This is a genomic window from Sphingorhabdus pulchriflava (assembly GCF_003367235.1).
Classification (GTDB): domain Bacteria; phylum Pseudomonadota; class Alphaproteobacteria; order Sphingomonadales; family Sphingomonadaceae; genus Sphingorhabdus_B; species Sphingorhabdus_B pulchriflava.
The window spans coordinates 542193-564268 of sequence record NZ_QRGP01000002.1 but is presented as its reverse complement, the minus strand read 5'-3'; the positions used below and the strand labels follow the sequence as shown (position 1 = coordinate 564268).

The 22076-nt window shown below is 59.2% G+C and carries 21 protein-coding genes; 15 read left to right on the top strand and 6 right to left on the bottom strand.

Going from position 1 to position 22076, the window contains the following annotated elements:
- The 4 genes from phbB to DXH95_RS13545 form a co-directional block, all read right to left on the bottom strand.
- Window positions 1-723, bottom strand: coding sequence for an acetoacetyl-CoA reductase (gene phbB / locus DXH95_RS13560; protein ID WP_115550038.1), 723 nt, complete (start codon window positions 721-723; stop codon window positions 1-3).
- 93 nt (window positions 724-816) lie between these two features.
- Complete coding sequence (gene hemH, locus DXH95_RS13555) at window positions 817-1815, bottom strand: ferrochelatase (RefSeq protein ID WP_115550037.1); 999 nt, start codon at window positions 1813-1815, stop codon at window positions 817-819.
- Window positions 1816-1830: 15 nt separating this feature from the next.
- Window positions 1831-4101, bottom strand: coding sequence for a xanthine dehydrogenase family protein molybdopterin-binding subunit (locus tag DXH95_RS13550; RefSeq protein WP_115550036.1), 2271 nt, complete (start codon window positions 4099-4101; stop codon window positions 1831-1833).
- On the bottom strand, window positions 4098-5072 hold the full coding sequence (locus tag DXH95_RS13545) for an Mrp/NBP35 family ATP-binding protein (RefSeq protein ID WP_115550035.1): 975 nt from the start codon (window positions 5070-5072) through the stop codon (window positions 4098-4100). The genes DXH95_RS13550 and DXH95_RS13545 overlap by 4 nt, the downstream gene beginning before the upstream one ends.
- 108 nt (window positions 5073-5180) lie before the next feature.
- Between DXH95_RS13545 and hflK the strand changes: the two genes are divergently transcribed.
- From hflK to DXH95_RS13520, 5 genes are all read left to right on the top strand, one after another.
- Entirely contained in the window at window positions 5181-6287 is a 1107-nt protein-coding gene (gene hflK / locus DXH95_RS13540) for a protease modulator HflK (protein WP_115550199.1), read from the top strand.
- A complete protein-coding gene (gene hflC, locus DXH95_RS13535; RefSeq protein WP_115550034.1) occupies window positions 6284-7144 on the top strand; it encodes a protease modulator HflC in 861 nt (286 codons plus the stop codon). The genes hflK and hflC overlap by 4 nt, the downstream gene beginning before the upstream one ends.
- 139 nt (window positions 7145-7283) lie before the next feature.
- On the top strand, window positions 7284-8783 hold the full coding sequence (locus DXH95_RS13530) for a trypsin-like peptidase domain-containing protein (protein WP_239016656.1): 1500 nt from the start codon (window positions 7284-7286) through the stop codon (window positions 8781-8783).
- 42 nt (window positions 8784-8825) lie between these two features.
- The gene (locus DXH95_RS13525; protein WP_115550033.1) at window positions 8826-10031 is read left to right on the top strand and encodes a M20 metallopeptidase family protein; all 1206 of its coding nucleotides are present in this window, start codon (window positions 8826-8828) and stop codon (window positions 10029-10031) included.
- A 135-nt stretch (window positions 10032-10166) separates the two neighbouring features.
- The gene (locus tag DXH95_RS13520) at window positions 10167-11072 is read left to right on the top strand and encodes a DUF808 domain-containing protein (RefSeq protein ID WP_115550032.1); all 906 of its coding nucleotides are present in this window, start codon (window positions 10167-10169) and stop codon (window positions 11070-11072) included.
- Here DXH95_RS13520 and nadB read toward each other — a convergent pair.
- Both nadB and DXH95_RS13510 read right to left on the bottom strand, forming a co-directional pair.
- Window positions 11069-12661, bottom strand: a complete 1593-nt coding sequence (gene nadB / locus DXH95_RS13515) for an L-aspartate oxidase (protein ID WP_115550031.1) — start codon at window positions 12659-12661, stop codon at window positions 11069-11071. The two genes, DXH95_RS13520 and nadB, sit on opposite strands and share 4 nt — an antisense overlap.
- Before the next feature lie 4 nt (window positions 12662-12665).
- Window positions 12666-13589: an ABC transporter ATP-binding protein gene (locus tag DXH95_RS13510; protein WP_115550030.1), complete on the bottom strand. Its 924-nt coding sequence runs from the start codon at window positions 13587-13589 to the stop codon at window positions 12666-12668.
- Between the two features lie 122 nt (window positions 13590-13711).
- On the opposite strand from DXH95_RS13510, the gene DXH95_RS13505 reads away from it, so the two are divergent.
- From DXH95_RS13505 to DXH95_RS13460, 10 genes are all read left to right on the top strand, one after another.
- Window positions 13712-14266 carry a DUF4402 domain-containing protein gene (locus tag DXH95_RS13505; protein ID WP_115550029.1) on the top strand — a complete coding sequence of 185 codons (555 nt, stop codon included), beginning with the start codon at window positions 13712-13714 and terminating at the stop codon, window positions 14264-14266.
- Between the two features lie 148 nt (window positions 14267-14414).
- Entirely contained in the window at window positions 14415-14900 is a 486-nt protein-coding gene (locus DXH95_RS13500) for a DUF4402 domain-containing protein (RefSeq protein ID WP_239016655.1), read from the top strand.
- A gap of 45 nt (window positions 14901-14945) precedes the next feature.
- Window positions 14946-15149 carry a zinc-finger domain-containing protein gene (locus tag DXH95_RS13495; RefSeq protein WP_115550027.1) on the top strand — a complete coding sequence of 68 codons (204 nt, stop codon included), beginning with the start codon at window positions 14946-14948 and terminating at the stop codon, window positions 15147-15149.
- 40 nt (window positions 15150-15189) lie between these two features.
- The gene (gene tldD, locus DXH95_RS13490; RefSeq protein WP_115550026.1) at window positions 15190-16617 is read left to right on the top strand and encodes a metalloprotease TldD; all 1428 of its coding nucleotides are present in this window, start codon (window positions 15190-15192) and stop codon (window positions 16615-16617) included.
- Entirely contained in the window at window positions 16614-17192 is a 579-nt protein-coding gene (locus tag DXH95_RS13485; RefSeq protein WP_115550025.1) for a DUF924 family protein, read from the top strand. Before tldD ends, DXH95_RS13485 begins: the two co-directional genes overlap by 4 nt.
- Window positions 17193-17312: 120 nt before the next feature.
- The gene (locus tag DXH95_RS13480) at window positions 17313-18509 is read left to right on the top strand and encodes a hypothetical protein (protein WP_115550024.1); all 1197 of its coding nucleotides are present in this window, start codon (window positions 17313-17315) and stop codon (window positions 18507-18509) included.
- Between the two features lie 61 nt (window positions 18510-18570).
- Complete coding sequence (locus DXH95_RS13475; RefSeq protein ID WP_115550023.1) at window positions 18571-19131, top strand: pyridoxamine 5'-phosphate oxidase family protein; 561 nt, start codon at window positions 18571-18573, stop codon at window positions 19129-19131.
- Between the two features lie 2 nt (window positions 19132-19133).
- On the top strand, window positions 19134-19835 hold the full coding sequence (locus tag DXH95_RS13470) for an endonuclease/exonuclease/phosphatase family protein (protein WP_338061712.1): 702 nt from the start codon (window positions 19134-19136) through the stop codon (window positions 19833-19835).
- Window positions 19836-19975: 140 nt separating this feature from the next.
- Window positions 19976-20314, top strand: coding sequence for a P-II family nitrogen regulator (locus DXH95_RS13465; protein WP_115550021.1), 339 nt, complete (start codon window positions 19976-19978; stop codon window positions 20312-20314).
- Between the two features lie 34 nt (window positions 20315-20348).
- On the top strand, window positions 20349-21812 hold the full coding sequence (locus DXH95_RS13460) for an ammonium transporter (RefSeq protein WP_115550020.1): 1464 nt from the start codon (window positions 20349-20351) through the stop codon (window positions 21810-21812).
- Window positions 21813-22076 lie beyond the last annotated feature (264 nt).

Genomic DNA, 22076 nt, shown 5'->3' with positions numbered 1-22076 from the left:
TCAATACATATGCTGCCCGCCATTGATCGACAGGGTCGATCCGGTGATGAAGCCGGCATTGTCACTGGTTAGAAACTCCACGCCGCGGGCGATTTCGTCGGCCTGACCGAGGCGGCCTATGGGAATCTGCGCGACAATCTTTTCCATCACATTGTCAGGGATCGTCGCGAGCATTTCGGTCGCGATATAGCCCGGGGCAATGGCATTGGCGGTGACGCCGAAACGCGCGCCTTCCATTGCCAGCGACTTGGTGAAGCCATGAATGCCCGACTTGGCCGCCGCATAATTGACCTGGCCGATCTGCCCGCCCTGCCCGTTGACCGAGCCGACATTGACGATACGCCCCCATTTGCGTTCGCGCATTCCGGCAAACACTGCTTTGGCCATGTTGAAACAACCGGTCAGGTCGACGCGGATAACCTCATCCCATTGCTCGAATGTCATTTTGACCATCGTTGCGTCGCGGGTGATGCCCGCATTGTTGACCATGATGTCGACGGGACCGAACTCGGCTTCGATGGCTGCGCATGCGTCAAGGCAAGCCTGATGATTGCCGACATCCCATTTGCGGACGGCAATCCCGGTGCGGTCGGAAAATTCCTTGGCGGCTGCATCATTGCCGCCATAGTTGGCGATGACAAAGCGCCCCTTTTCCTTCAGCTTCAGGCTGATTGCCTCACCAATACCGCGTGTGCCACCGGTAACCACCGCAATGCGCGTCATCTCATCCACTCCTGACTGTTTATTAGTCTTATGAGCGGCATAACCAGAGTTTGGGAAAGCAACAAGTTTCCGTAAACGTCAGTGCATCGCTATTCACAGCCAGCCGGAAAGTTCCCGCCGAATCAGGGTTTCAAGCATGTCCATGCCGGGTTCGCTGTCATTGAGGCACGGCAGATAGGCATAATGCTCCCCGCCTGCTTCCTCGAATTGCTCCATACCCAGCATCGCCAGCTCTTCGAGTGTTTCGAGGCAATCGGCGGAGAAGCCGGGCGCGAAAATGGCGACCCTCTTTTTGCCTTCGTTCGCCAGCCGCTTGATGGTGTCTTCGGTCGACGGCTCAAGCCATTTAGCGCGGCCAAAGCGTGACTGGAAGGCGATGGTCAGCGGCTTGCCCAATGCTTCGGAAAGCAGGCGCGCCGTCTTTTGGCAATGGCAATGATAGGGGTCGCCCAGTTGCAGCGTCCGTTCGGGCATGCCGTGGAAGCTGGCGACAATCGCGTCAGGTTCAAAATCAAGCTCGGCCAGTTGCGTCTTCAACCGGGTTGCCAGTGCCGCAATGTGCGCCGGATCGTCATGATAGGCGGGCAAAGTCCGCAATGCCGGTTGCCAGCGCATCGCCGCGAGCGCGCGTCCAACTTCGTCAACGACAGTCGCGGTGGTCGCACCCGAATATTGCGGATAGAGCGGTGCAACGAGGATGCGGTTGCAGCCATCAGCCTTCATTGCGGACAGCTGTGAAGCGATAGCGGGCTGCCCATAGCGCATCGCGACGCGGACATCGATTGCGCTGCCCAGCCTGCTTTGCAATGCGGAAGCCTGCCGGTTTGTGTAAACTGCGAGCGGCGAGCCTTCATCCATCCAGACCTTGGCATAGTTCGCAGCTGACTTGGCCGGTCGCGTGCGCAGGATGATGCCGTGCAATATGGGCTTCCAGATCAATGACGGGATTTCGACCACACGTCTGTCGGAAAGGAATTCCGCCAGATAGCGGCGCACCGCCGCCGTATTAGGGGCATCGGGCGTACCGAGATTGACCAGCAGCACACCGACTTTGGGGGCTGCAACGGGGGGATGGCTGGCTGGTAACATCATGCGCCCCGTTAGCCGTTACAATCCGCGCGACAATAAGGGGAGTTCCCGTAGTCGAACCCCGGCGGCGGAAAAGAGCGCGTTGGCAATCGCAGGGGCCACGGCGGGTACACCAAGCTCGCTCACGCCTCCCGGTTCTTCATCGCTGCGGATGAATTCGACTTCAATCTCCGGAATATCGGCAAGTACCGGCAAGTCGATGTCGCGCAACCGGCGCGCAACCGGAAGGCCGTTTTCATATTCTGTCGCAGACCCCAGCGCCTGTGCGAGACCAAAGATGATACCGCCTTCAATCTGCTGACGGGCAATTTCCGGATTGATCAACCGACCGCAATCGACAGCCGCCGATATCCGGTCAACCCGCACGCCCTGGTCGCCGGTTCGCGCCGAAGCGATGACCGCGATGTAACTGCCGTACATCGAATGGCAGGCCAGCCCCTTGCCGCTGGCCCCTGCGCCCCCATCCCAGCCTGACAGCGTGGCGACCGTTGTCAGACAACGGGCGAGCCGCGTCTGGCCGACCAGCATCTGCATCCTGTAGGAAAGCGGCTCGACGCCAGCGGCAGCAGCCAGTTCGTTGATGAAACTCTCAACAAAAAACGCCGTGTAGCTGTGCGCGTTCCCGCGCCACAAGCCGGTCGGCAGCGGCAAATCGACCGGGAAATGATCGACCGTCAAATTGGGGATGGCATAAGGTGGCATCGCCCCATCAATGGCCAGTGGATCATGGGCATCCGAGGTGTCGGCAATGGCATCCACGGCACTGTCGCCCTGCAGACGGCGCCATTGCTGCCGCGCTGTCGCTGGAACGGCAATACGGACAGCCAGTCCTTCAATCCGTCCGCCGCGCCCCATTGCCGCCGTCATGCGTGCATGCGCCGGCGGACGTACCGCATCGCGCATAAAATCTTCCGGCCTTGACCAGATCAGCTGCACCGGACGATCGACATGTTTTGCCAGTACCGCAACCTGCGCGGCAATTTGCGATTCAAGGTTTCGGCCAAAGCTGCCGCCCGCCATCATCTGAATTATGGCGACGGCATCAGGTTCAATGCCAATAGCCTTGGCAGCGGCAAGTCGCGCAGCTTCGGGCGCTTGCGTTGCCAGCCACAAGGTCAGCCGCCCGTTACGATATTCCGCTGTTGCACTGCGTGTTTCAATCGGCGCGTGCAGTGCGGCCTGCACCGCATATTGGCTTTTGAAAACCCGTGTGCCTGCCGACTTTTCAAGCGAAGCATCGACCGATCCGACATCAACCAGGCGTGCGCCCGGCCCTTTGTTTAGGGCACGCTCCAGTGCCTCGCTGATGCTCGGGCTTTCAGGCATTCGGCCTTTGGTCGAAAACACCGGAGCAATCGCATCAAGCGCCTTGTTGGCAGCCCACCAATTGGTCGCAAGCGTTGCCACCCATGTGTCGGTGCGCACGACATCAACCAGACCCTTAATTCCCGCAGCCCCTGCACGATCAATTTCCTTGAGATGCGTATCGCCAATCGGCCCAGCCCGGACTGACGCATACAGCATGTCCGGAAGCCGGATGTCGCCGGCAAAATTGGCACTGCCGTCAACTTTGGCTGCAACATCGAGCCGCAATACTTCTTTGCCCGAAAGGCCGTTTTGCGGTGTCGGCCTCAGTGGCACAGGATCGGGCACGTCATAGCCCGATGCGTCAGCGACCAGTTCGGCAAATGCGATCTTCTTTTTGCCGAAAAAGACAAAGCCGCCACCGGTTTCGCAATTCTCCCACAGCGTATCCCATCGCGCGGCGGCGGCCTGACACAACATTACGCGCGCCGCCGCACCAGCCATACGACAGGGCATTTCGAACTGGCGAATAGAGGTCGACCCAGCCGTTATCATGAAACTGTTATTCTCAGCCCAGCGCTCGCTCCAGTCATCGAGCATAGCACTGCCCCCAAAACCGCCCACAGCGGCCGGTATCATGGCGGAGCGCCATTCCCTGACAAACAGATCATTTGCGAAAAGCGGGCTATTCAACGCTGGCTGAACTGCTACCGTGCGCCAGTCTGCTCCCAGTTCGCCAGCGACAATTTGCGCCAGTGAGGTATAGACACCCTGCCCCATTTCGCTTTGCGGAATGGCAATGGTGATCTTGCCATCTTCAGCAATTTTCAGCCAGCTGCCGAACACATATTCGCCTTCGTCGGCAGCGAGATTGGGGCGATATTCGCGCGGCCAGAACTGCCACGCGACCAGAAGGCCGACGCCCACACCGCCGCCGATTAAAAGGCTGCGCCGAGACGGCTGAAAATCGCTAAATTTTTTCAACCGGCGCTCCGTTGACTGTCGATCCAGGACGCAACCTTGCCTGCAATCTGGCCGAATGCGAGACCGATTGGACCATCTGTCAACGCCGGAGGCACGCCTTCGTCGCTTGCCGTGCGGATGGAGATGTCCAGCGGAATGCGCCCCAGAAAGGGAATGCCCAACTCGCGCGCCGCGGCTTCCGCCCCGCCGATGCCGAACGGATCGCTGACTTCGCCGCAATGCGGACAGACATAGCCTGCCATATTTTCGACCAGCCCGATGATCGGAACCTTGGCGGTTTCAAAAAAGGCAATCGCGCGGGTTGCATCCATCAATGCAAGGTCTTGAGGGGTTGAAACAATCACCGCACCGACCGGCTTGTGTTTCTGAATCATCGACAACTGGATGTCGCCAGTCCCCGGCGGCATATCGACAACGATGTCGCGGACGTCCCCCCAAACCGCATCGACCAGTTGCGACAGGGCCTGACCCGCCATCGGCCCCCGCCATGCGATGGCCTGTCCCGGTGCCGCCAGTTGCCCCATCGACAAAAAGGGAACGCCGCCTGCACCGACCGTTGGGACCAGTTTCTTGCCCTCAGCCTCTGGCTTCACGCCTTCAACGCCCAGCAGCCGCGGCTGTGACGGGCCATAAATGTCGGCATCGACGAGGCCCGCCGCACGCCCTGCCCTGCGCATCGCGACAGCCAGATTGGTCGACAAGGTCGATTTGCCAACCCCGCCTTTGCCGCTCGCTACTGCTATCAACCGGGGCACGATCCGTTCGGCGGTCTGCAATATCCGGATGGCGCAGCCGGGGGCCGCTGCCTCCATCACCCGGTGCAATTCTTGCGCGAGTTGTTCGCGTTGCTGCGCGCCAAGCCCGGCAACATCGAGCACCAGCGAAACCTTGTCGTCTGCAAGTTTGAGACCGCTTGCCCGTTCCCCTGCAACCTGTTCGATTGCGGACTGGATTTTTTGAACATCAACCATCGCTGACCGAATAGAATCAGATTTTCGGGAATGACACTGTTTTTCTCGAAAAGGCGTTCCTATATGTCGAACATGATGAAAAACGAGGAAGGGGGAGCAGCCCGGCCCATGAGTAACGAAGGCAAGGGGCCATGGGACGCTCCAGACAATGGCGACACCAAGGGTCAGGGCGGAACGCCTCAACCCACATCGGCTAATGGTGGAAACGGCAATGATGCCCAACCCTCCAGCCCATGGGAGCCCAGCCCGCAGCGCGGACCGAATGCGCGTGGGCCCTCACTCGAAGATCTTTTCCGCCGCAAGGCCGGTGGTGGCGGAGGCGGCTTTGGCGGCCTTCCGCAGCGCCCCGATGGCAAGAGCTGGTGGCCGATCGTCGCAGGCGGTCTGGTTGCAATCTGGCTGCTCTGGACCAGCGTTCACCGCATCGGCCCGGAACAGGAAGGCGTCGTCACCCTGTTCGGCAGCTATTCGCGCACCGTTCAGCCCGGTATCGCGCTGACCCTGCCCGCCCCGATCGAGCGGCTTGAAAAGGTCGATACGCAGCAAATTCGCACCACCTCCATCGGTTCGGTTCGGGCAAATGCGGAAAATCTGGTGCTGACCAAGGACCAGAATCTGGTCGACATGGCCTATGACATTCGCTGGTCAATCAAGGATCCGGAACTGTATCTGTTCCAGCTCGACCAGCCCGATGCCAGTGTGCAGGAAGTCGCTGAAAGCGCCATGCGTGCAGCGGTGGCCAATTTCAATCTTATCCAGGCCATCGGTGGCAGCCGGTCCGAAATCGAAGCGCAAGTGCGCCAGCGGATGCAGGCAATTCTCGACGAATATCGGTCGGGCGTGATGGTCCGCAGCATTTCGATCCGCGAATCCGACCCGCCGGCCGAGGTCAATGACGCCTTCCGCGAAGTGAACGCGTCGCAGCAGCGCCGCGAAAGCTATCTGAATGACGCCCGTGCCTATGCCAGCCGCGTGACCGAGCTGGCGCTGGGTGAAACGGCTGAATTCGACAAGATTTACGAGCAATATAAAACCGCGCCCGAAGTGACGCGGCGTCGTATCTATTATGAAACCATGGAGCAGGTTTTGAGCAAGGTCGACAAGACCATCGTGGAAAGCGGCAGCGTGACCCCTTATCTGCCGCTTCCCGAAATTCAGCGCCGTGCGGCGTCAGCCGCGACCGATACCGTGACCGTAACGGGGAAGAAGCAATGAGCACTACATTCCTCCAAAACCCGGTAGTTCTAGGTGCGATCGGCATAGGGAGCCTGGTCTTGCTGGGCAGTTCCGTGTCCGTCGTTCCCGAGACGCAGCAAGCGATTATTAGCAGCTTTGGTCAGGTGCAGCGCGTTGTAAATGCTTACAAAGAAAAGGAAACATTCGGCAATACCAACGCCGGACTGACATTCCGCATCCCCTTTGTCGAGCAGATCCAGTATATCGACAAGCGGGTTCTCAGCGTCGAAATGGAACGGCAAGAGGTGCTGTCCACCGATCAGTTGCGCTTGCAGGTTGATGCTTTTGCCCGTTTTCGTGTGACCAAGCCCACAGTGATGTACCGCACCATTCGCACCGAAGACCGGTTGCGCGAACAGCTCCGGACAATTCTCGGTTCGTCGCTCCGTAACGAGCTTGGCCGTCGCTCCTTTGCGACCATGCTCAGCCCGGAACGCGGCGAGGTGATGGAAAATGTCCAGAGATCGCTGAACCGCGAAGCCCGCAAATATGGTGCGGAAATCATCGACGTGCGCATCAAGCGCGCCGACCTGCCCGATGGCGCACCGCTCAAATCCGCATTCCAGCGGATGCGCAGCGCGCGTCAGCAGGAAGCAATCGCGATCGATGCCGAGGGCCAGAAGGAAGCGCAGATCATTCGCGCCAATGCCGAAGCCGAAGCAGCACGCATTTATGCCGCCAGCTATGGCAAGGATCCGGAATTCTACGATTTCTATCGCGGAATGCAGTCCTATCGCCGCACCTTCGTCCAGGAAGGGCAGGATGGCGCAGGCAAGACCACGTTCGTGCTGTCGCCAAATAATGATTATTTGAGGAAATTTCGTGAAGGCCGCTGATTAAGTGACGTTCGTCGAAGCTGGTTTGCCGTTTGCATGACCCAAACCAGCGGACGACAATTGTTCAATTGGCGTTCATTAACATATCGCAAGGACGACCGGGTTTAGTCCGGAAAAGTCCGGCAATGAATGAAGAGGAATGACTATCGTGCGTTATGCTTATGGAGTTACTGCTCTGCTTCTGCTTTCGGGTAGCGCCTTTGCGCTTTCGACCGGAAACGCAGGGCCGGTTCCCGCTCCGGGTCCCGTTACGATTGCACAATCGGGCCTTGCCCCGCGCGGTGCGCCGAACAGCTTTGCTGATCTGGCAGCCCAGCTGCAGCCCGCCGTGGTCAATATCGCGACCAAGCAGAAGGTTCAGGTTGCGACCAGCTTCAACCCCTTCACTGGCGAACGCCGCCCAGTCACGCAGGAACAGCAGAGCGGCGGTTCGGGCTTTTTCATCAGCGCCGACGGCCTGATCGTCACCAACAACCATGTGATTGCAGGTGGTCCGAAGGGCGATGCGGTTGACGAAGTCAGCGTAACCCTGTTCGACGGGCGCGAGTTCAAAGCCGAAATCATTGGTCGCGACGCGACATCGGACCTTGCCTTGCTCAAGGTCAAGGTGACCGGTGTGCCCTTCGTCGAAATGCAGACATCGGAAAGCAATCGCGTTGGTGACTGGGTGATTGCCATTGGCAACCCGCTTGGCCTTGGCAGCACGGTCACCGCCGGTATCATTTCGGCCCTGCAGCGCAACATTGGCGCAGGCGGTGCCTATGACCGCTTCATCCAGACCGACACCGCGATTAACCCCGGCAATTCGGGTGGCCCGCTGTTCAACCTCGACGGCAAGGTCATCGGCATCAACAACCGCCTGATTTCGCCGGTCGGCGCAAATATCGGTGTCGGTTTTGCCATCCCCGCCGAAGAAGCCATCCCCGTCATCGATTCGCTGCGCAAGGGCGTGCGTCCCGAGCGTGGATATCTGGGCATTGGGATCCAGCCTGTGGGTGCCGACATGGCCGATGCCCTGGGCATCGACAAGAACAAGGGTGAGTTCGTCACCCGCATCGTCAAGGATGAAGCCGCCGACAAGGCCGGCCTGAAAGAGGGCGACATTGTTCTAAAGGTCAATGGCCGTGACGTGACCCCCGACGATACGCTGTCCTACATTGTCGCCAACATCAAGCCGGGCACCAAAATCCCGCTCGATATCCTGCGCGAGGGCAAGCCGATGCGGATTACCGCAACCGTTGGCACACGCCCGACCGAAGAGAAACTGGCGCAAAGCAATTTCGATCCGGACGAAAACAAGGATTTCGACCAGAAGGGCGATGATGCCGATACCAAGGCCATCCGTGACGCGCTGGGCGTTAGTGTCATTCCGCTCGACCCCGAAATCGCCCGCCAGTTGGGCATGGGGACCGATATCAAGGGTGTCGTCGTCGACATTCCGGGCGCAGGCTCGGCGGCGCAGGCCGGGATCCGGCGCGGCGACGTAATCGTCTCGGTCAATTATAAGGCTGTGACCACCACCGCGCAATTTGCCGCTGCAGTCAGCGAAGCCAAAAAGGCCGGTCGCAGCGCCGTGCTGCTCGGCGTCAAGCGCCGCGGCGCGCCGACACAATATGCAACGGTACGGCTGGACGACTGATCCCGCTACCAACTGATCCAAAGGGGTGTTAGTGAGCGTCACATGACGCTGACCGACACCCCTTGGCGTGAAGACGCCGAAAACCTCCTTCCCGATCTGGTCGAACTCCGCCGTGCGATCCATCGCGAGCCCGAGCTTGGCCTGCAGAACCCCAAAACGCTGGCGAAGATAAAAGCCGCACTCGCCGGGCTTCCGCTTGAGTTTCGTGAAGGGCCTTCGACAACAGGCTTGCTCGCCATTTTACGCGGCCCTTCAAATGGCCGCACCGTGTTACTGCGTGGCGATATGGATGCGCTTCCGTTGCACGAGGATACAGGCCTCGACTTTGCATCCGAAACTACCGGCGCGATGCACGCCTGCGGACATGACACACACGTCGCCATGCTGGTGGGTGCGGCAAAAATGCTGTGCGCACGCAAAGAGCAACTGACCGGCACTGTCTATTTCATGTTCCAGCCGGGCGAAGAGGGCCATCATGGCGCCCGCTTCATGCTCGACGACGGCTTGCTCGACCCGCTGCCCGATGCGGCCTTTGCCCTCCACATCATGCCCAATGCACCGCACGGGATTTTCACCGGACGTGCCGGGCCGCTGCTCGCCTCATCCGACGTCCTGTCGATCAAGATTACCGGCAAGGGGGGCCATGCCTCTATGCCGCACGACGCGGTTGACCCCATTCCGGTCGCCTGCGAAATCGTCTCTGCGATCCAGACGATGGTGACGCGCAAGGTTTCGGTGTTTGACCCCGCAGTCATTACCATTGCCAAGATAGAAGCGGGGACGACCAACAACATCATTCCCGAAACCGCCAACCTGCTCGGTACAATCCGGACACTCAGCCCACGCCGCCGCGCGATGGTGGCAGAAGAATTGCAGCGCCTCGCCCCCGGCATTGCTGCCGCGCACGGATGCGAGGCGCAAGTGCATATCGAGCAAGGCTTTCCAGTCACGCTATGCGACGACCGCGCGGTTCGTTTCGGGCAAGAGGTGGTTGAATCCACCTTCGGTGCCGAAAGCTGGATGACGCTCGACGCCCCGATCATGGGGGCTGAGGATTTCGCCTATGTGCTTGAGAAGGTTCCCGGTGCCATGTTCTTCTTAGGCGCCAGTCATGAAGGCGATGATTGGCGGCAATGCTGCGGACTACATTCGAACCGCATGGTGCTCGATGAAAGCGTGATGGCGAAAGGCGCGGCTCTTCATGCTGCAATTGCCGAACGCTTCTTGGCTGAAGGCTTTGATTCCTGACCAATTTCATTTAGCACCGTAGCCCTGAGCCTGTCGAAGGGCGGCTGTAAGCGTAGCGCCACGGCTGCGAAGCGCCCTTCGACAGGCTCAGGGCTACGGTTTTATTTCAAGCAAAATCTTTGACAGGGGAATTCCATGCCATCCGGTCTCGCCGCGCTTCTCGACGATATCGCCACCATTGCCAAAGTCGCTGCCGCATCGGTTGATGATGTTGCAGCCGCAGCCGGCAAAGCAGGCAGCAAGGCTGCTGGCGTCGTTATCGATGATACCGCCGTTACCCCGCAATATGTTACCGGCTTCACCCCCGACCGCGAACTGCCGATCATCTGGCGCATCGCCAAGGGATCGCTGTTCAACAAGATTATCATCATCCTGCCGGTGGCGTTGTTGCTCAGCTTCTTCCTGCCATGGGCGATAACCCCGCTGCTAATGCTTGGTGGCGCGTTCCTTTGCTTCGAAGGGGCGGAAAAAGTCCTCGAAAAACTGATGCCGCATGAGGAAGAGACGCTGGCCGACGAATTTGCCGAAGTCTGCAGCAAGACCCATGAAGAGAATATGGTGAAGGGCGCAGTGCGCACCGACTTCATCCTGTCTGCCGAAATTATGGCGATTGCCTTGAACGAAGTGAAAGGCCTCGCTGAAACCTCAATCTGGCTGGAGGCCGCCGTGCTGGCACTGGTCGCGGTTGTAATCACAATTGCTGTTTATGGCGTCGTTGGTTTCATCGTGAAAATGGACGATATCGGCCTGCACATGGCGCAGCGCGAAAATGGCGCGACACAGGCGCTGGGCCGCGGACTGGTAAAAGGCATGCCCAAATTGATGACCTTCCTTTCGGTGGTAGGTACCGCGGCGATGCTGTGGGTCGGTGGACAAATTATCGTCCACGGCTTTGGCCTGCACCCCGCCGAATGGTTCGGCCTGCACGAAGGCGCGCTGGCGTGGATTGTTGACGCAGGGCTATCCGGTGTCGCGGGGCTGGCGATTGGTGCCATCATTGTGGGCGTGCACCATCTGTGGGCAGCGCGCAAAAAGGCTTAGGGCACCAGCACCGTATCCCGCGCTTCTGGCAACAGCTTCGGATAATCCAGCGTATAATGCAGCCCGCGGCTTTCCTTGCGGGATAGCGCCGAGCGGATGATGAGATCAGCCACTTCGACCAGATTGCGCAGCTCGATCAGGTCGGGCGTTACGCGGAAGTGGCTGTAATAATCCTCGACCTCTTGGCGCAGCAGGTCGATGCGGTGCTTGGCGCGCTCCAACCGCTTTGTGGTGCGGACGATGCCAACGAAATTCCACATGAACTGGCGGATTTCGCGCCAGCATTGCGCGATCACGACTTCCTCATCGCTGTCGGTCACGCGGCTTTCATCCCAAGGACGAATGGCGGGCGGTGGCGGCAATTCATCCCAATGCGCGTCGATATGCGCGGCGCAGGCATCGCCGAACACAAAACATTCGAGCAGGCTGTTCGAGGCAAGCCGGTTTGCGCCGTGCAGCCCAGACTGGGTCACTTCGCCTGCCGCATACAGCCCCGGCGCGTCGGTGCGCCCGTCCAGATCGACCAGCACACCGCCACAGGTATAATGCTGCGCAGGGACAACCGGGATTGGCTCCTTGGTGATATCAATGCCCAGCCCCATCAGCTTTTCATAGATGTTGGGGAAATGCTTGCGGACGAACTCCGGATCCTTGTGGCTGATATCGAGATGGACATAATCGAGGCCGTCGCGCTTGATTTCCCCGTCATTGGCACGCGCCACGATGTCGCGCGGAGCTAACTCTGCCCGCGCGTCATAATCGGGCATGTAACGGTGCCCGGTCTTGGGATTTTTGAGGATACCGCCCTCCCCGCGTACAGCCTCGGTAATCAGGAAATTCTTGACCTCCAGATTGTAGAGGCAGGTCGGGTGGAACTGCATCATTTCCATGTTCGACACACGGCAGCCTGCCCGCCACGCCATTGCGATGCCATCGCCTGTCGCCCCTCGCGGTGCGGTCGAATAGAGATAGGTGCGTCCCGCCCCGCCAGTCGCAAGGATGGTGGCGCGCGCGGTGAACGCCTCTACCTTCCCGGTTTTGCGGTTGAGTGCATAAATGCCATGCACCCGCCCGCTGGTTGAAAAACGTTCCTGATGGCGGCCAACGATCAGGTCGATTGCCACCATGTCAGGCACCAGGGTGATATTCGGATTTTCGCGTGCCGCCGATTCCAGCGCTTGCTGCACCGCCCAGCCGGTCGCGTCGTTGACATGGACGATGCGGCGATGGCTATGCCCGCCTTCGCGCGTCAGATGCCATTGCTCGCCAAATTCGTTGGTCGGCCCGCCGAGGTTGAAGGGCACACCAAGCTTCGCCAGCCTGTCGATTGCCTGAGGGGCATGCTCGATGACAAATTCGACGGTCGCGCGGTTGTTCAACCCCGCGCCGGCGACCATCGTGTCTTCGATATGGCTCTCAAACGTGTCGCCGGGCTCAAGCACCGCCGCAATCCCGCCCTGGGCCCATGCCGTGGCACCATCGGACAGCGCACCTTTGGCCAGCACAGTGACTTTGTACTTCTGCGCCAGCTGCAGCGCCGCTGTCAGCCCTGCCGCGCCGGAGCCGATGATGAGGATGTCGGTTTCCAACGGATTACTCTGCACTGCCGCTGGTCAGGCTGAGGAACACGTCTTCGAGGTCGGCTTCCTTGGTGGTCACGTCGATAATACCGAAACCGAGACCCTGCACCGCGGCCAATACTTCACCCGCATTCATCCGATCCTTGTTATAGGTGATCTCGACCGTCCGATCGGCGACCAACTCGGCCTTTTCAAAGGCTTCATGCTTGGGGGCTTCGCTGACGTCGCGGTCAAGCGTCAGCACCACCGCCTTTTCGCGTGCCATTCCGACCAGCTCCTTGGTGGGTTTGTTTGCGATCAGCTTGCCATGATTGATGATCGCAATGCGGTCGCACAATTGCTCGGCTTCTTCGAGATAGTGGGTGGTTAGTACAACCGTGGTGCCCTGCTTGTTGAGTGCAACCACATACTCCCAGAGCTGTTGGCGCAATTCGATATCGACGCCTGCGGTAGGCTCATCAAGCACGATCACCGGCGGCGAATGCACCATCGCCTTGGCCACCAGCAGCCGCCGCTTCATCCCTCCAGACAGCGTGCGCGCGTAGGCATCGGCCTTGTCTTCCAGCCGAACAGCCTTGAGCAGTTCCATCGAATGGCGCTTATCCTTTGGCACGCCGTACAGCCCGGCAAACAGTTCCAGCGTTTCAAAGGGCGTGAAAAAGGGATCGAACATGATCTCTTGCGGCACAATACCGATCGACGCCTTGGCATTGCGCGGGTTGACGTCGATATCGAAGCCCCAGATGCTCGCATGACCCGAGGTCTTCTGCACCATTCCAGCCAAAATATTGATAATTGTTGATTTTCCTGCCCCATTTGGCCCCAGAAGGCCGAATATTGAACCGCGTTCAACATCAAAACTGACGCCGTCGAGCGCCTGTTTGCCGGTGGCATAACGTTTGGAAAGGTCGCGGATCGAGATGGCTGCTTCATTCATAGGCGTTAATCGATAGCGGAGGCCTGACACTCGCGCAACGCAAGGCTTTGCATCAAAGGGTTAAGGACAATTAACCATAAGTGCTAACGCAATCTTGCACCCTGCCCTGCCATTGCACCCCAATGCGTGGGGCAAAAATCCGGAATACATGCGCGCGATTCGCGCTGGCTGCGGCTGTATTGGCTGCGGTATCGATGCCCGCACGCGCCGAAACCGAAGCGATGGACTCGCAAGTCGCCGTCGTCGCGCCGGGAAGTTTCTACAAAGTTCGGGATCTTTACTTCGGCGTCATTTCGTCAAGCCTGCTTCCGGGCACGGTAACCGTTGCGCCCAATGGCACCCGCACCGCAACCGGCGGCGTGACACTGATCGGGAACAGCCACCATCCCGCTGAATTTGCAGGAATGAAGCCGACCCAACCTAACCGACCCGTCCGGATGCGGGTTGCGTCGAACACGGTTTTGCTGACTGGTCCTGGAACGCCAATGGTCGCTAGTTTGTTTCGCGCCAATACCAATCCCGGCACACCGTTATCTACCATCACGCGCAACTATCAGGTCCAGCAGACCAGCAATGGCGCCTTTGCGCTCTCTGTTGGCGCAACGCTGACCGTAAATGCCAACCAGCAGCCCGGCACCTACACCGGAACCTGGTTCCTCACCCTCGACTACCAATAAGCGTAAGCGACCATATGCCCAACGTGCCCTTTCCGATAAGCCGCTGTTTACCATATGGTTATAACCTTTCGGCTATGGCTTTGGCATGAGTGCGTTCCGTCTGCTCCCCCATGCCCCGCTTGCCTTGGTAGCATGCTGGCTTTCCTGCATGGCTTCACCCGCTTTTGCCCAGAATGCCACCGAGCAGGTCCAGACTCAGGTCGGCGTCGTAACCCCGCTTAGTTTCATCCAGACCGAAGAGCTGCACTTCGGTAAAATCTTTGCCAGCAATACGGCAGGAACGGTCACCGTCGCCCCCAATGGCACGCGCACACGCACTGGCGGGGTGACATTGTTCGGCAGCGACCATCAGGCGGCAGAATTTGCCGGCATGGGCAGCTTCAACCAGCGCGTTCAGGTATCGCTCGGTAGCAACACGATTTTCCTGACGGGCCCCGGTGTCCGGATGCGCGCGCGAACCTTTACCATTGGCAGTACGCCGACCGCGGTGCTTTCGACCAACCCCCAGGTTTTCCGCATAGCTGCGGCGACCGGCGCTTTCCGCTTCCCGGTCGGGGCAACTTTGGAGGTCAACGCCAATCAGGCGCCCGGGACCTATAGCGGCATCTGGACGATCACGCTCAACTATCAGTGAAAAGTCCCGTTGCGGCTGCGCAGGTGCTTTGCTAACGGCGACGACATGACAGACGCACCCGAAACCATCCTTGTCCGCACGCACCGCATCGCTTGCGACGGTAGTGGCGATGGCGTTCCTGCCGCGCTTGGCCATCCACGCGTGTGGCTGGAAATCGACGAAAGCGGCATGGTCGAATGTGGCTATTGCGATCGCCGCTATGTGCTTGTCGGCGGACCTGCCGATAATGGGACGCCAAACAAGGGCTGAAGCCCCTTCCGTTCCGTGCCACAGTCCTTATATCGGTGGCATGAGCATTTCAGACCCGCGCAGCTTCCTCTACCAACCCGGCCTTTTGGACCCCGACGGCGCATTGCGTGTCACGCGTGAAGCGTTGACGGCCTGCGACGATGGCGAACTCTATCTGCAATATAGCGCCAGCGAGAGTTTCGGATTCGACGACGGTCGGCTGAAGATGGCCGATTATTCGACTGCTTCGGGCTTTGGTCTACGCGGTGTTTCAGGCGAAATGACTGGTTTCAGCCACGCCAACGACTTAAGCGAAGGCGCAATCCGCCGCGCAGCGGAGACGCTGCAACTGCTCGACCCGGCCAAAGGACAAGCTGCTCCTCCACCGCGTAAGAACAACCGCCATCTCTACACCGATGGCAACCCGCTCGATCTGGTGCCCTTTGCCAAGAAGGTTGCCCTGTGCCAGCAGATTGATGCCGCCGCCCGCGCACGCGACCCCCGCGTCGCGCAGGTTTCGGTTTCGCTGGCAAGCAGCTGGTCGGTGATTGAAATCGTCCGCGCCGATGGTTTTGTCGCGACCGACATTCGTCCGCTGGTGCGTCTGAATGTCTCTATTGTCACCGAAGAAAATGGCCGCCGCGAAACCGGCACCTACGGCTTTGGCGGCCGCAAGCTCTATGATGACCTTTTCGATGAAGCCGCATGGAACCATGCGATCGACGAGGCGCTGGCACAATCACTGACCAACCTCCGCTCGGTCGATGCCCCTGCGGGCGAAATGACCGTGCTGCTCGGCCCCGGCTGGCCCGGCGTGCTGCTGCACGAAGCAGTGGGCCACGGCCTAGAAGGCGATTTCAACCGCAAGGGAACTAGCGCTTTCTCTGGCAAGATCGGTCAGCGTGTTGCCGCTCCCGGCGTGACCGTCGTCGACGATGGCAGCATGGCGGATCGTCGCGGCTCGCTGTCGATCGACGATGAAGGCACGCCGACGCAGGAAAACATCCTGATCGAAGACGGCATATTGAAAGGCTATATGCAGGACCGGTTGAACGCCCGGCTGATGGGCGTTGCGCCCACCGGCAATGGCCGCCGTCAAAGCTATGCCCATGCCCCAATGCCGCGCATGACCAATACTTTTATGCGCGGGGGCAATGACGACCCTGCCGAACTGCTGAGCCGCGTCAAAGACGGAATCTTTGCCAAGAGCTTTGGCGGCGGACAGGTCGATATCGTTTCGGGCAAGTTTGTTTTCAGTTGCACCGAAGCCTATCGCGTCAAGAACGGCAAGCTGGGCGACCCGATCAAGGGCGCGACCCTGATAGGCGACGGACCGACTTCGCTCACCAAAATTATTGGTATCGGCAACGACATGGCGCTCGACGAAGGTATCGGCGTGTGCGGTAAGGGCGGACAGAGCGTGCCTGCCGGTGTTGGCCAGCCAACCACTTTGGTCAGCGCATTGACCGTTGGCGGCACGGCCGGGTGATAGACGACGATGAAGCGGAGGTAGTTGCACCGCCCACAGACTGGGCGGAACAGCTTCTTCATTTCTGGTTCGTCGAACATGGCTTTGCCGATTGGTTCAAGGGCGGTGTGGCGTTTGATGCTGCCGTCACCCAAGGCTTTGCGGAATGGCGTGAGGCTGTGCGCGAGCAGCCGACCGAGAGTTTCCTGACCCACCCGCAAACCGCGCTTGCCGCAGTAATCCTGTTCGACCAAGTTCCGCGCAATGCCTATCGCGGAAACGCCGAAGCATTTGCGACCGATCATCTTGCGCTGGCGATTGCCAAGGCAGCCATTGCGGGCGCATTCGACGCCAGCCTTTCGAAAGACGAACGGCTTTTCCTTTATCTGCCTTTCGAACATAGCGAAAATCCGGACGACCAGCGCGAGTCCGTCCGCCTGATCAGTCAGCTCGGAGATCAGGACCTGTTGAAATATGCGCAAGACCATCAAGCGATGATCGAACGCTTCGGGCGCTTTCCGCACCGCAACAGGGCGCTTGGCCGGACAGATCGCCCCGGAGAGGCGGAGGCTGTCGCCGCAGGTAACAACTGGTAATTGCTGGCTCTATTACCGCTAATCGCTTGCGCTGCATCAATGCAGGCATATAACCTTCGCTCATAGAATCGGGTCGCACAGGTTCCAGACGCAGAATCGTCGAACAGCAGGAGTTTTGCCGTGCGCACCATTTACCGATTTGCATCGATTGCCACCCTTGCCACCGCACTGGCGGTCGTTCCCGGCTCTGCCCAGAAAACGACCGGTCCCAAAGCAACCTATGCCATGGACGTACAGACCATGTCGGGAATGGGCATGGGGGCGATGATGGGCGGCGGCCTTGGCAGCCTGCTCGGTGGGGGCGGAGACAATTATATGCTCGAATTGCGACTGACTTCGGCCACGCCGTCGCCGGTGCAGCCGGAAAAGGGTGACCATTTTTTCCAGCCGCAAGCGAAGATGGGCAAATCGGTTCCGCTGCTGGGCGATGCGCCGGGGACGTCAAAGCCAGACCGCGATTATGATCCCAATCAGACGATGGAAAAGCCTAAGGGCCGCATCCTGATGTTCTGGGGCTGCCACGCCAATGCACCCAAGGGTCAACCATTCATCATCGACTTCGCCAAAATGCCGACCGCAAAAATGCCCGCCAACATGCCGCAACAGATGCAGCGCTATGAGGCACAAGCCAAAGCGCGCGATGCGAACGCCGCCTGGTGGCCCAACGGCAAGAGCGGCAAGCAACCCAAATCAGGCTCTTCGCTGCGCGGCGAGCATCGGATTGCCAGTGCCTTCACACCCGAAATCAAGTTCGCGCTGGTCAATGATTATATGGCCTCGCTGAATGTGAATACGAACGACTCTGGCGCTCCGATCTTGCTCAACTGGAACAGCGTGCCGACTGCGACGGGCTATGTCGCCTGGGCAATGGGCGGTATGGAACGCGCGGGCCAAGGCGGCGACATGGTGATGTGGACATCGGCCAATAATCGCGATTTCGGCGAAGGCATGGGCTGGCTTTCGCCTGCCGAAGTGCAACGCCAGATCGCCGCCAAAAATGTGATGCCGCCATCGCAGACCAGTTGCCAGATCCCGGCCGAAGCCAAGGCGGCTGCAGGCGGCATGATGTTTGGCAGCATGAATGCCTTTGGCCCTGAGGAAAACTTCGCCTTCCCGCCCAAGCCAACCGATCCGAAAGCGGTGTGGAATATCGAGTGGACAGCGAAAGCCCGCTTTCGTGCCTTTGCCAGCTTCATGACAGGTATGGGCAACAGCGGCATGGGTGGAATGGGTGATGGCGGTACGGCACCTGCGCCGAAAAAGAAAAAGCCGTGCAAGGGTCCGCTTGGAATTCCCATTCCGGGGACCGAGTGCTGACGGAATTTGACTCCCGTCATTAGTTCTGGACGGCGGCCATGCGCTTTGGCACATCAGGCGCATGGCCGAGTTTTTTGATGCACTGAACAACAAGCATGTCGAGATGATTGGCAAGCAGCCGGTCTTCTTTGTGGCAACCGCTGCTTCGGACGGTCGGATCAACCTGTCACCCAAAGGCTATGACAGCTTTCGCGTCCTGTCGCCCGGCCAAGTCGGCTATCTCGACCTCGGCGGCTCGGGAAATGAAACTCACGCGCATCTGTCCGTCGACGGCCGCATCACCTTCATGTTCTGCAATTTCGAACAGCCGGCCCTTATTCTGCGGATCTACGGACGCGGAAGGCCGGTTTTGCCGCAAGACGCCGAATGGGATGAACTCGCCAGCCATTTCGAAATCCTCCCCGGAACACGGCAGATCATCCTTGCTGATGTCGACAATGTGCAGACCAGTTGCGGCTGGGGCGTACCTTTCATGGCCTTTGATCGCGAGCGCGAAACACTGAAGAAAGCGCATGCCGGAATGGAAGCGAACGCCTGGATTGCGAAAGCGCAAGGCAGGACCAAAAGCATCGATGGAATAGCGACCCGGCCGACCGACCGTTATTTCGGGCCTGCTGACTGACCGTGCCGCCCATTAAGGTCGCAACTTACAATATCCGCAAATGCGTCGGCACTGATCGGCGGCGCAACCCCGAACGCATCCTTGAAGTACTGAGCGAAATCGACGCTGATATCATTGCTCTGCAGGAAGCAGACCGGCGCTTTGGCAACCGGATGAGCGCTATTCCCTATCATCTATTGCTCGAGCAGGGGACATATCGGCCGGTCGAAATTGGCGGCCGCCCGCAAAGCATAGGTTGGCATGGCAATGCCCTGCTGGTGAAACGGGGCATCGAGGTCAGGCATAGCGAGATCGTACCGCTGCCGACACTCGAGCCGCGCGGTGCCGTACTTGCCGAACTGCTGCTGAACGGCGCTCCGCTGCGCGTTATCGGTACGCATCTCGACCTGTCGGGGCTCTGGCGGCGGCGGCAAATCCGCGCGCTGCTGGCCCGGCTGGACGGCGCAGCGCATCACATTCCTACCGTATTGATGGGCGATTTCAACCAATGGTCGGATCGGGGGGCACTAAGCGAGTTTGCATTCCACCACCACCGCTTGGTCAAAACGCCACCCAGTTTCCATAGCACCCGCCCTGTAGCACGGCTCGACCGTATCATTGTCAGCCATGACATCATGGTTGAAAATAGCGGGGCGCATATTTCAGACTTGTCGAAACGGGCATCGGATCACCTGCCCCTTTGGGCGACACTCAAGCATGCCTAATTTTTGTACAGCAGTTTTTCACTGATTATTTTTTAGGCAGTTTATCTAAAGCCGGAGTCTGTAACCCTCGGAATCCAAGGCTTTCGGATTCTGGCACACCCTTTGCATTGTGCATTGCACAACCACAAAAGGGGGCGTGCATGAAATATATCATTGCCATCATCAAGCCGCACAAACTGGACGAGGTGCGTGAAGCACTCGCCGGGCTGGGCGTATCGGGCATGACCGTGACCGAAGTAAAAGGCTTTGGCCGCCAGAAAGGCCAGACCGAAGTCTATCGCGGCGCGGAATACACCACCAACATGGTGCCCAAGATCAAGATCGAGGTCGCCTGCACCAGCGAAAGCGCGGGTGCGGTGGTCGAGGCCATCCAGGCTGCTGCCGCTACCGGGTCGATCGGCGACGGCAAGATCTTCGAGATCGAGCTTGTCGCAGCCACGCGCATCCGCACCGGCGAAGCCGGCGACGCCGCGCTCTAACCAAAACATTCGGACTAACCAGGGAAGAAAGCACATGCTTAAACACATGAAATGGATTGGCGCGACGGGGGCGGCAGTTTTTGCCGCATTGCCCGCTTTCGCGCAGGAGGCAGCCGAAGCGGTTGCAGAGAGTGCCGCCGCTGCAACGGCTGCGGTTGCAGAAGGCCCGATCAAGGCCCCCACCGTCGAACAGATGGCGGGCATGGTCGACAAGGGCGACACCACCTGGATGCTGATCAGCTCTGCACTGGTGCTGCTGATGTCGATCCCGGCACTGGCGCTTTTTTATGGCGGCCTCGTTCGCACCAAGAACATGCTGAGCCTGCTGATGCAGGTGTTCATGATCGTTTCGGTCGCAGCGCTCGTCTGGGTCAGCTATGGCTATAGCCTTGCCTTTACCAGCGGCGGGCCATTCATTGGCGGATTCTCCAAGGCATTCCTCGCCGGCGTCGATGCAACAACTTTCGCCGCAACCTTCAGCAACAATGTTTACATTCCGGAATATGCCTTTGTCGTATTCCAGATGACCTTTGCCTGCATCACGCCGGCGCTGATCGTCGGTGCCTTTGCGGAACGCATCAAGTTCACACCGCTGATCATCTTCACGGTATTGTGGCTGACTTTTGCCTATTTCCCTATCGCACACATGGTGTGGTACTGGGCTGGCCCGGACTTCCTGCCCGACGCACCGACCGATTTCGGTTACCTGTGGGGCATGGGAGCACTGGATTTCGCAGGCGGCACCGTTGTCCACATCAATGCCGGTATCGCTGGTCTCGTCGGCTGTCTCATCGTCGGCAAGCGCCTCGGCTATGGCAAGGAAGCCACGCCGCCGCACAGCCTGACCATGACCATGATCGGCGCCTCGCTGCTGTGGGTGGGCTGGTTCGGCTTCAACGCTGGTTCCAACCTTGAAGCCAATGGCCTTGCCGCTCTTGCCTTCATCAACACTTTCGTCGCCACCGCTGCAGCTGCTGTCGCCTGGTGCATCATCGAACAGTTCCACCATGGCAAACCTTCGCTGCTGGGCGCAGTCACTGGCGCAGTTGCTGGCCTTGTCGCCATCACACCAGCCAGCGGGTTCGCGGCGCCCATGACCTCGATTCTGCTCGGCTTTGCGGCTTCGGCGGTCTGCTACCTCTTCGTGGCAATCGTGAAGAACAAGCTGAAATATGACGACACGCTCGACGTATTCGGCGTGCACGGCATTGGCGGCATCGTTGGCGCAATCGGCACCGGTATCGTTGCCGACCCGGCGCTCGGTGGCCAGGGCTTTTTCGACTACACCGTGTTCCCCGCCGTACCGGGTACGTACGACATGGCAGCCCAAGTGATCACCCAGATCAAGGCTGTCGGTATCACGGTCGTCTGGACCGGTATCGTCTCGGCGGTTCTCTTCTACGGCCTCAAATTCACTCTGGGTCTGCGCCCGAGCGAAGAAGCCGAACGTGAAGGGCTTGACCTCTCCGAACATGGCGAACGCGCCTATAATTACTAAGTTTATGGAGGGCGTTGCTGGGTAGGCGACGCTTTCCACCAAATTTCACAGCTTGGCGGCGGGGTTTCTTCCTCCCTCTCCTAAATCCCGCCGCCTCCCGATGTTCCTCCCGCGAACGTCCAACTTCCAAGCCCGGATCGGAAACGGTCCGGGCATTTTTTGTGGCATAAATGTTACAAGTCGCAGGATATTTGCAGGACAACACGATTGGGGGTGCCGCGAACCGTCTTATCCCGACTATAAAAGGACCACTGCGGACCTAGA

Coding starts and splice junctions, on each gene's coding strand:
- hflK (WP_115550199.1), top strand. CDS start 5,181: ATGAGTAACGAAGGCAAGGGGCCATGGGACGCTCCAGACAATGGCGAC.
- DXH95_RS13545 (WP_115550035.1), bottom strand. CDS start 5,072: ATGGTTGATGTTCAAAAAATCCAGTCCGCAATCGAACAGGTTGCAGGG.
- DXH95_RS13505 (WP_115550029.1), top strand. CDS start 13,712: ATGCGTGGGGCAAAAATCCGGAATACATGCGCGCGATTCGCGCTGGCT.
- DXH95_RS13465 (WP_115550021.1), top strand. CDS start 19,976: ATGAAATATATCATTGCCATCATCAAGCCGCACAAACTGGACGAGGTG.
- tldD (WP_115550026.1), top strand. CDS start 15,190: ATGAGCATTTCAGACCCGCGCAGCTTCCTCTACCAACCCGGCCTTTTG.
- DXH95_RS13525 (WP_115550033.1), top strand. CDS start 8,826: ATGACGCTGACCGACACCCCTTGGCGTGAAGACGCCGAAAACCTCCTT.
- DXH95_RS13530 (WP_239016656.1), top strand. CDS start 7,284: ATGACTATCGTGCGTTATGCTTATGGAGTTACTGCTCTGCTTCTGCTT.
- hflC (WP_115550034.1), top strand. CDS start 6,284: ATGAGCACTACATTCCTCCAAAACCCGGTAGTTCTAGGTGCGATCGGC.
- phbB (WP_115550038.1), bottom strand. CDS start 723: ATGACGCGCATTGCGGTGGTTACCGGTGGCACACGCGGTATTGGTGAG.
- DXH95_RS13460 (WP_115550020.1), top strand. CDS start 20,349: ATGCTTAAACACATGAAATGGATTGGCGCGACGGGGGCGGCAGTTTTT.
- DXH95_RS13520 (WP_115550032.1), top strand. CDS start 10,167: ATGCCATCCGGTCTCGCCGCGCTTCTCGACGATATCGCCACCATTGCC.
- DXH95_RS13510 (WP_115550030.1), bottom strand. CDS start 13,589: ATGAATGAAGCAGCCATCTCGATCCGCGACCTTTCCAAACGTTATGCC.
- DXH95_RS13475 (WP_115550023.1), top strand. CDS start 18,571: ATGGCCGAGTTTTTTGATGCACTGAACAACAAGCATGTCGAGATGATT.
- hemH (WP_115550037.1), bottom strand. CDS start 1,815: ATGATGTTACCAGCCAGCCATCCCCCCGTTGCAGCCCCCAAAGTCGGT.
- DXH95_RS13495 (WP_115550027.1), top strand. CDS start 14,946: ATGACAGACGCACCCGAAACCATCCTTGTCCGCACGCACCGCATCGCT.
- DXH95_RS13500 (WP_239016655.1), top strand. CDS start 14,415: ATGGCTTCACCCGCTTTTGCCCAGAATGCCACCGAGCAGGTCCAGACT.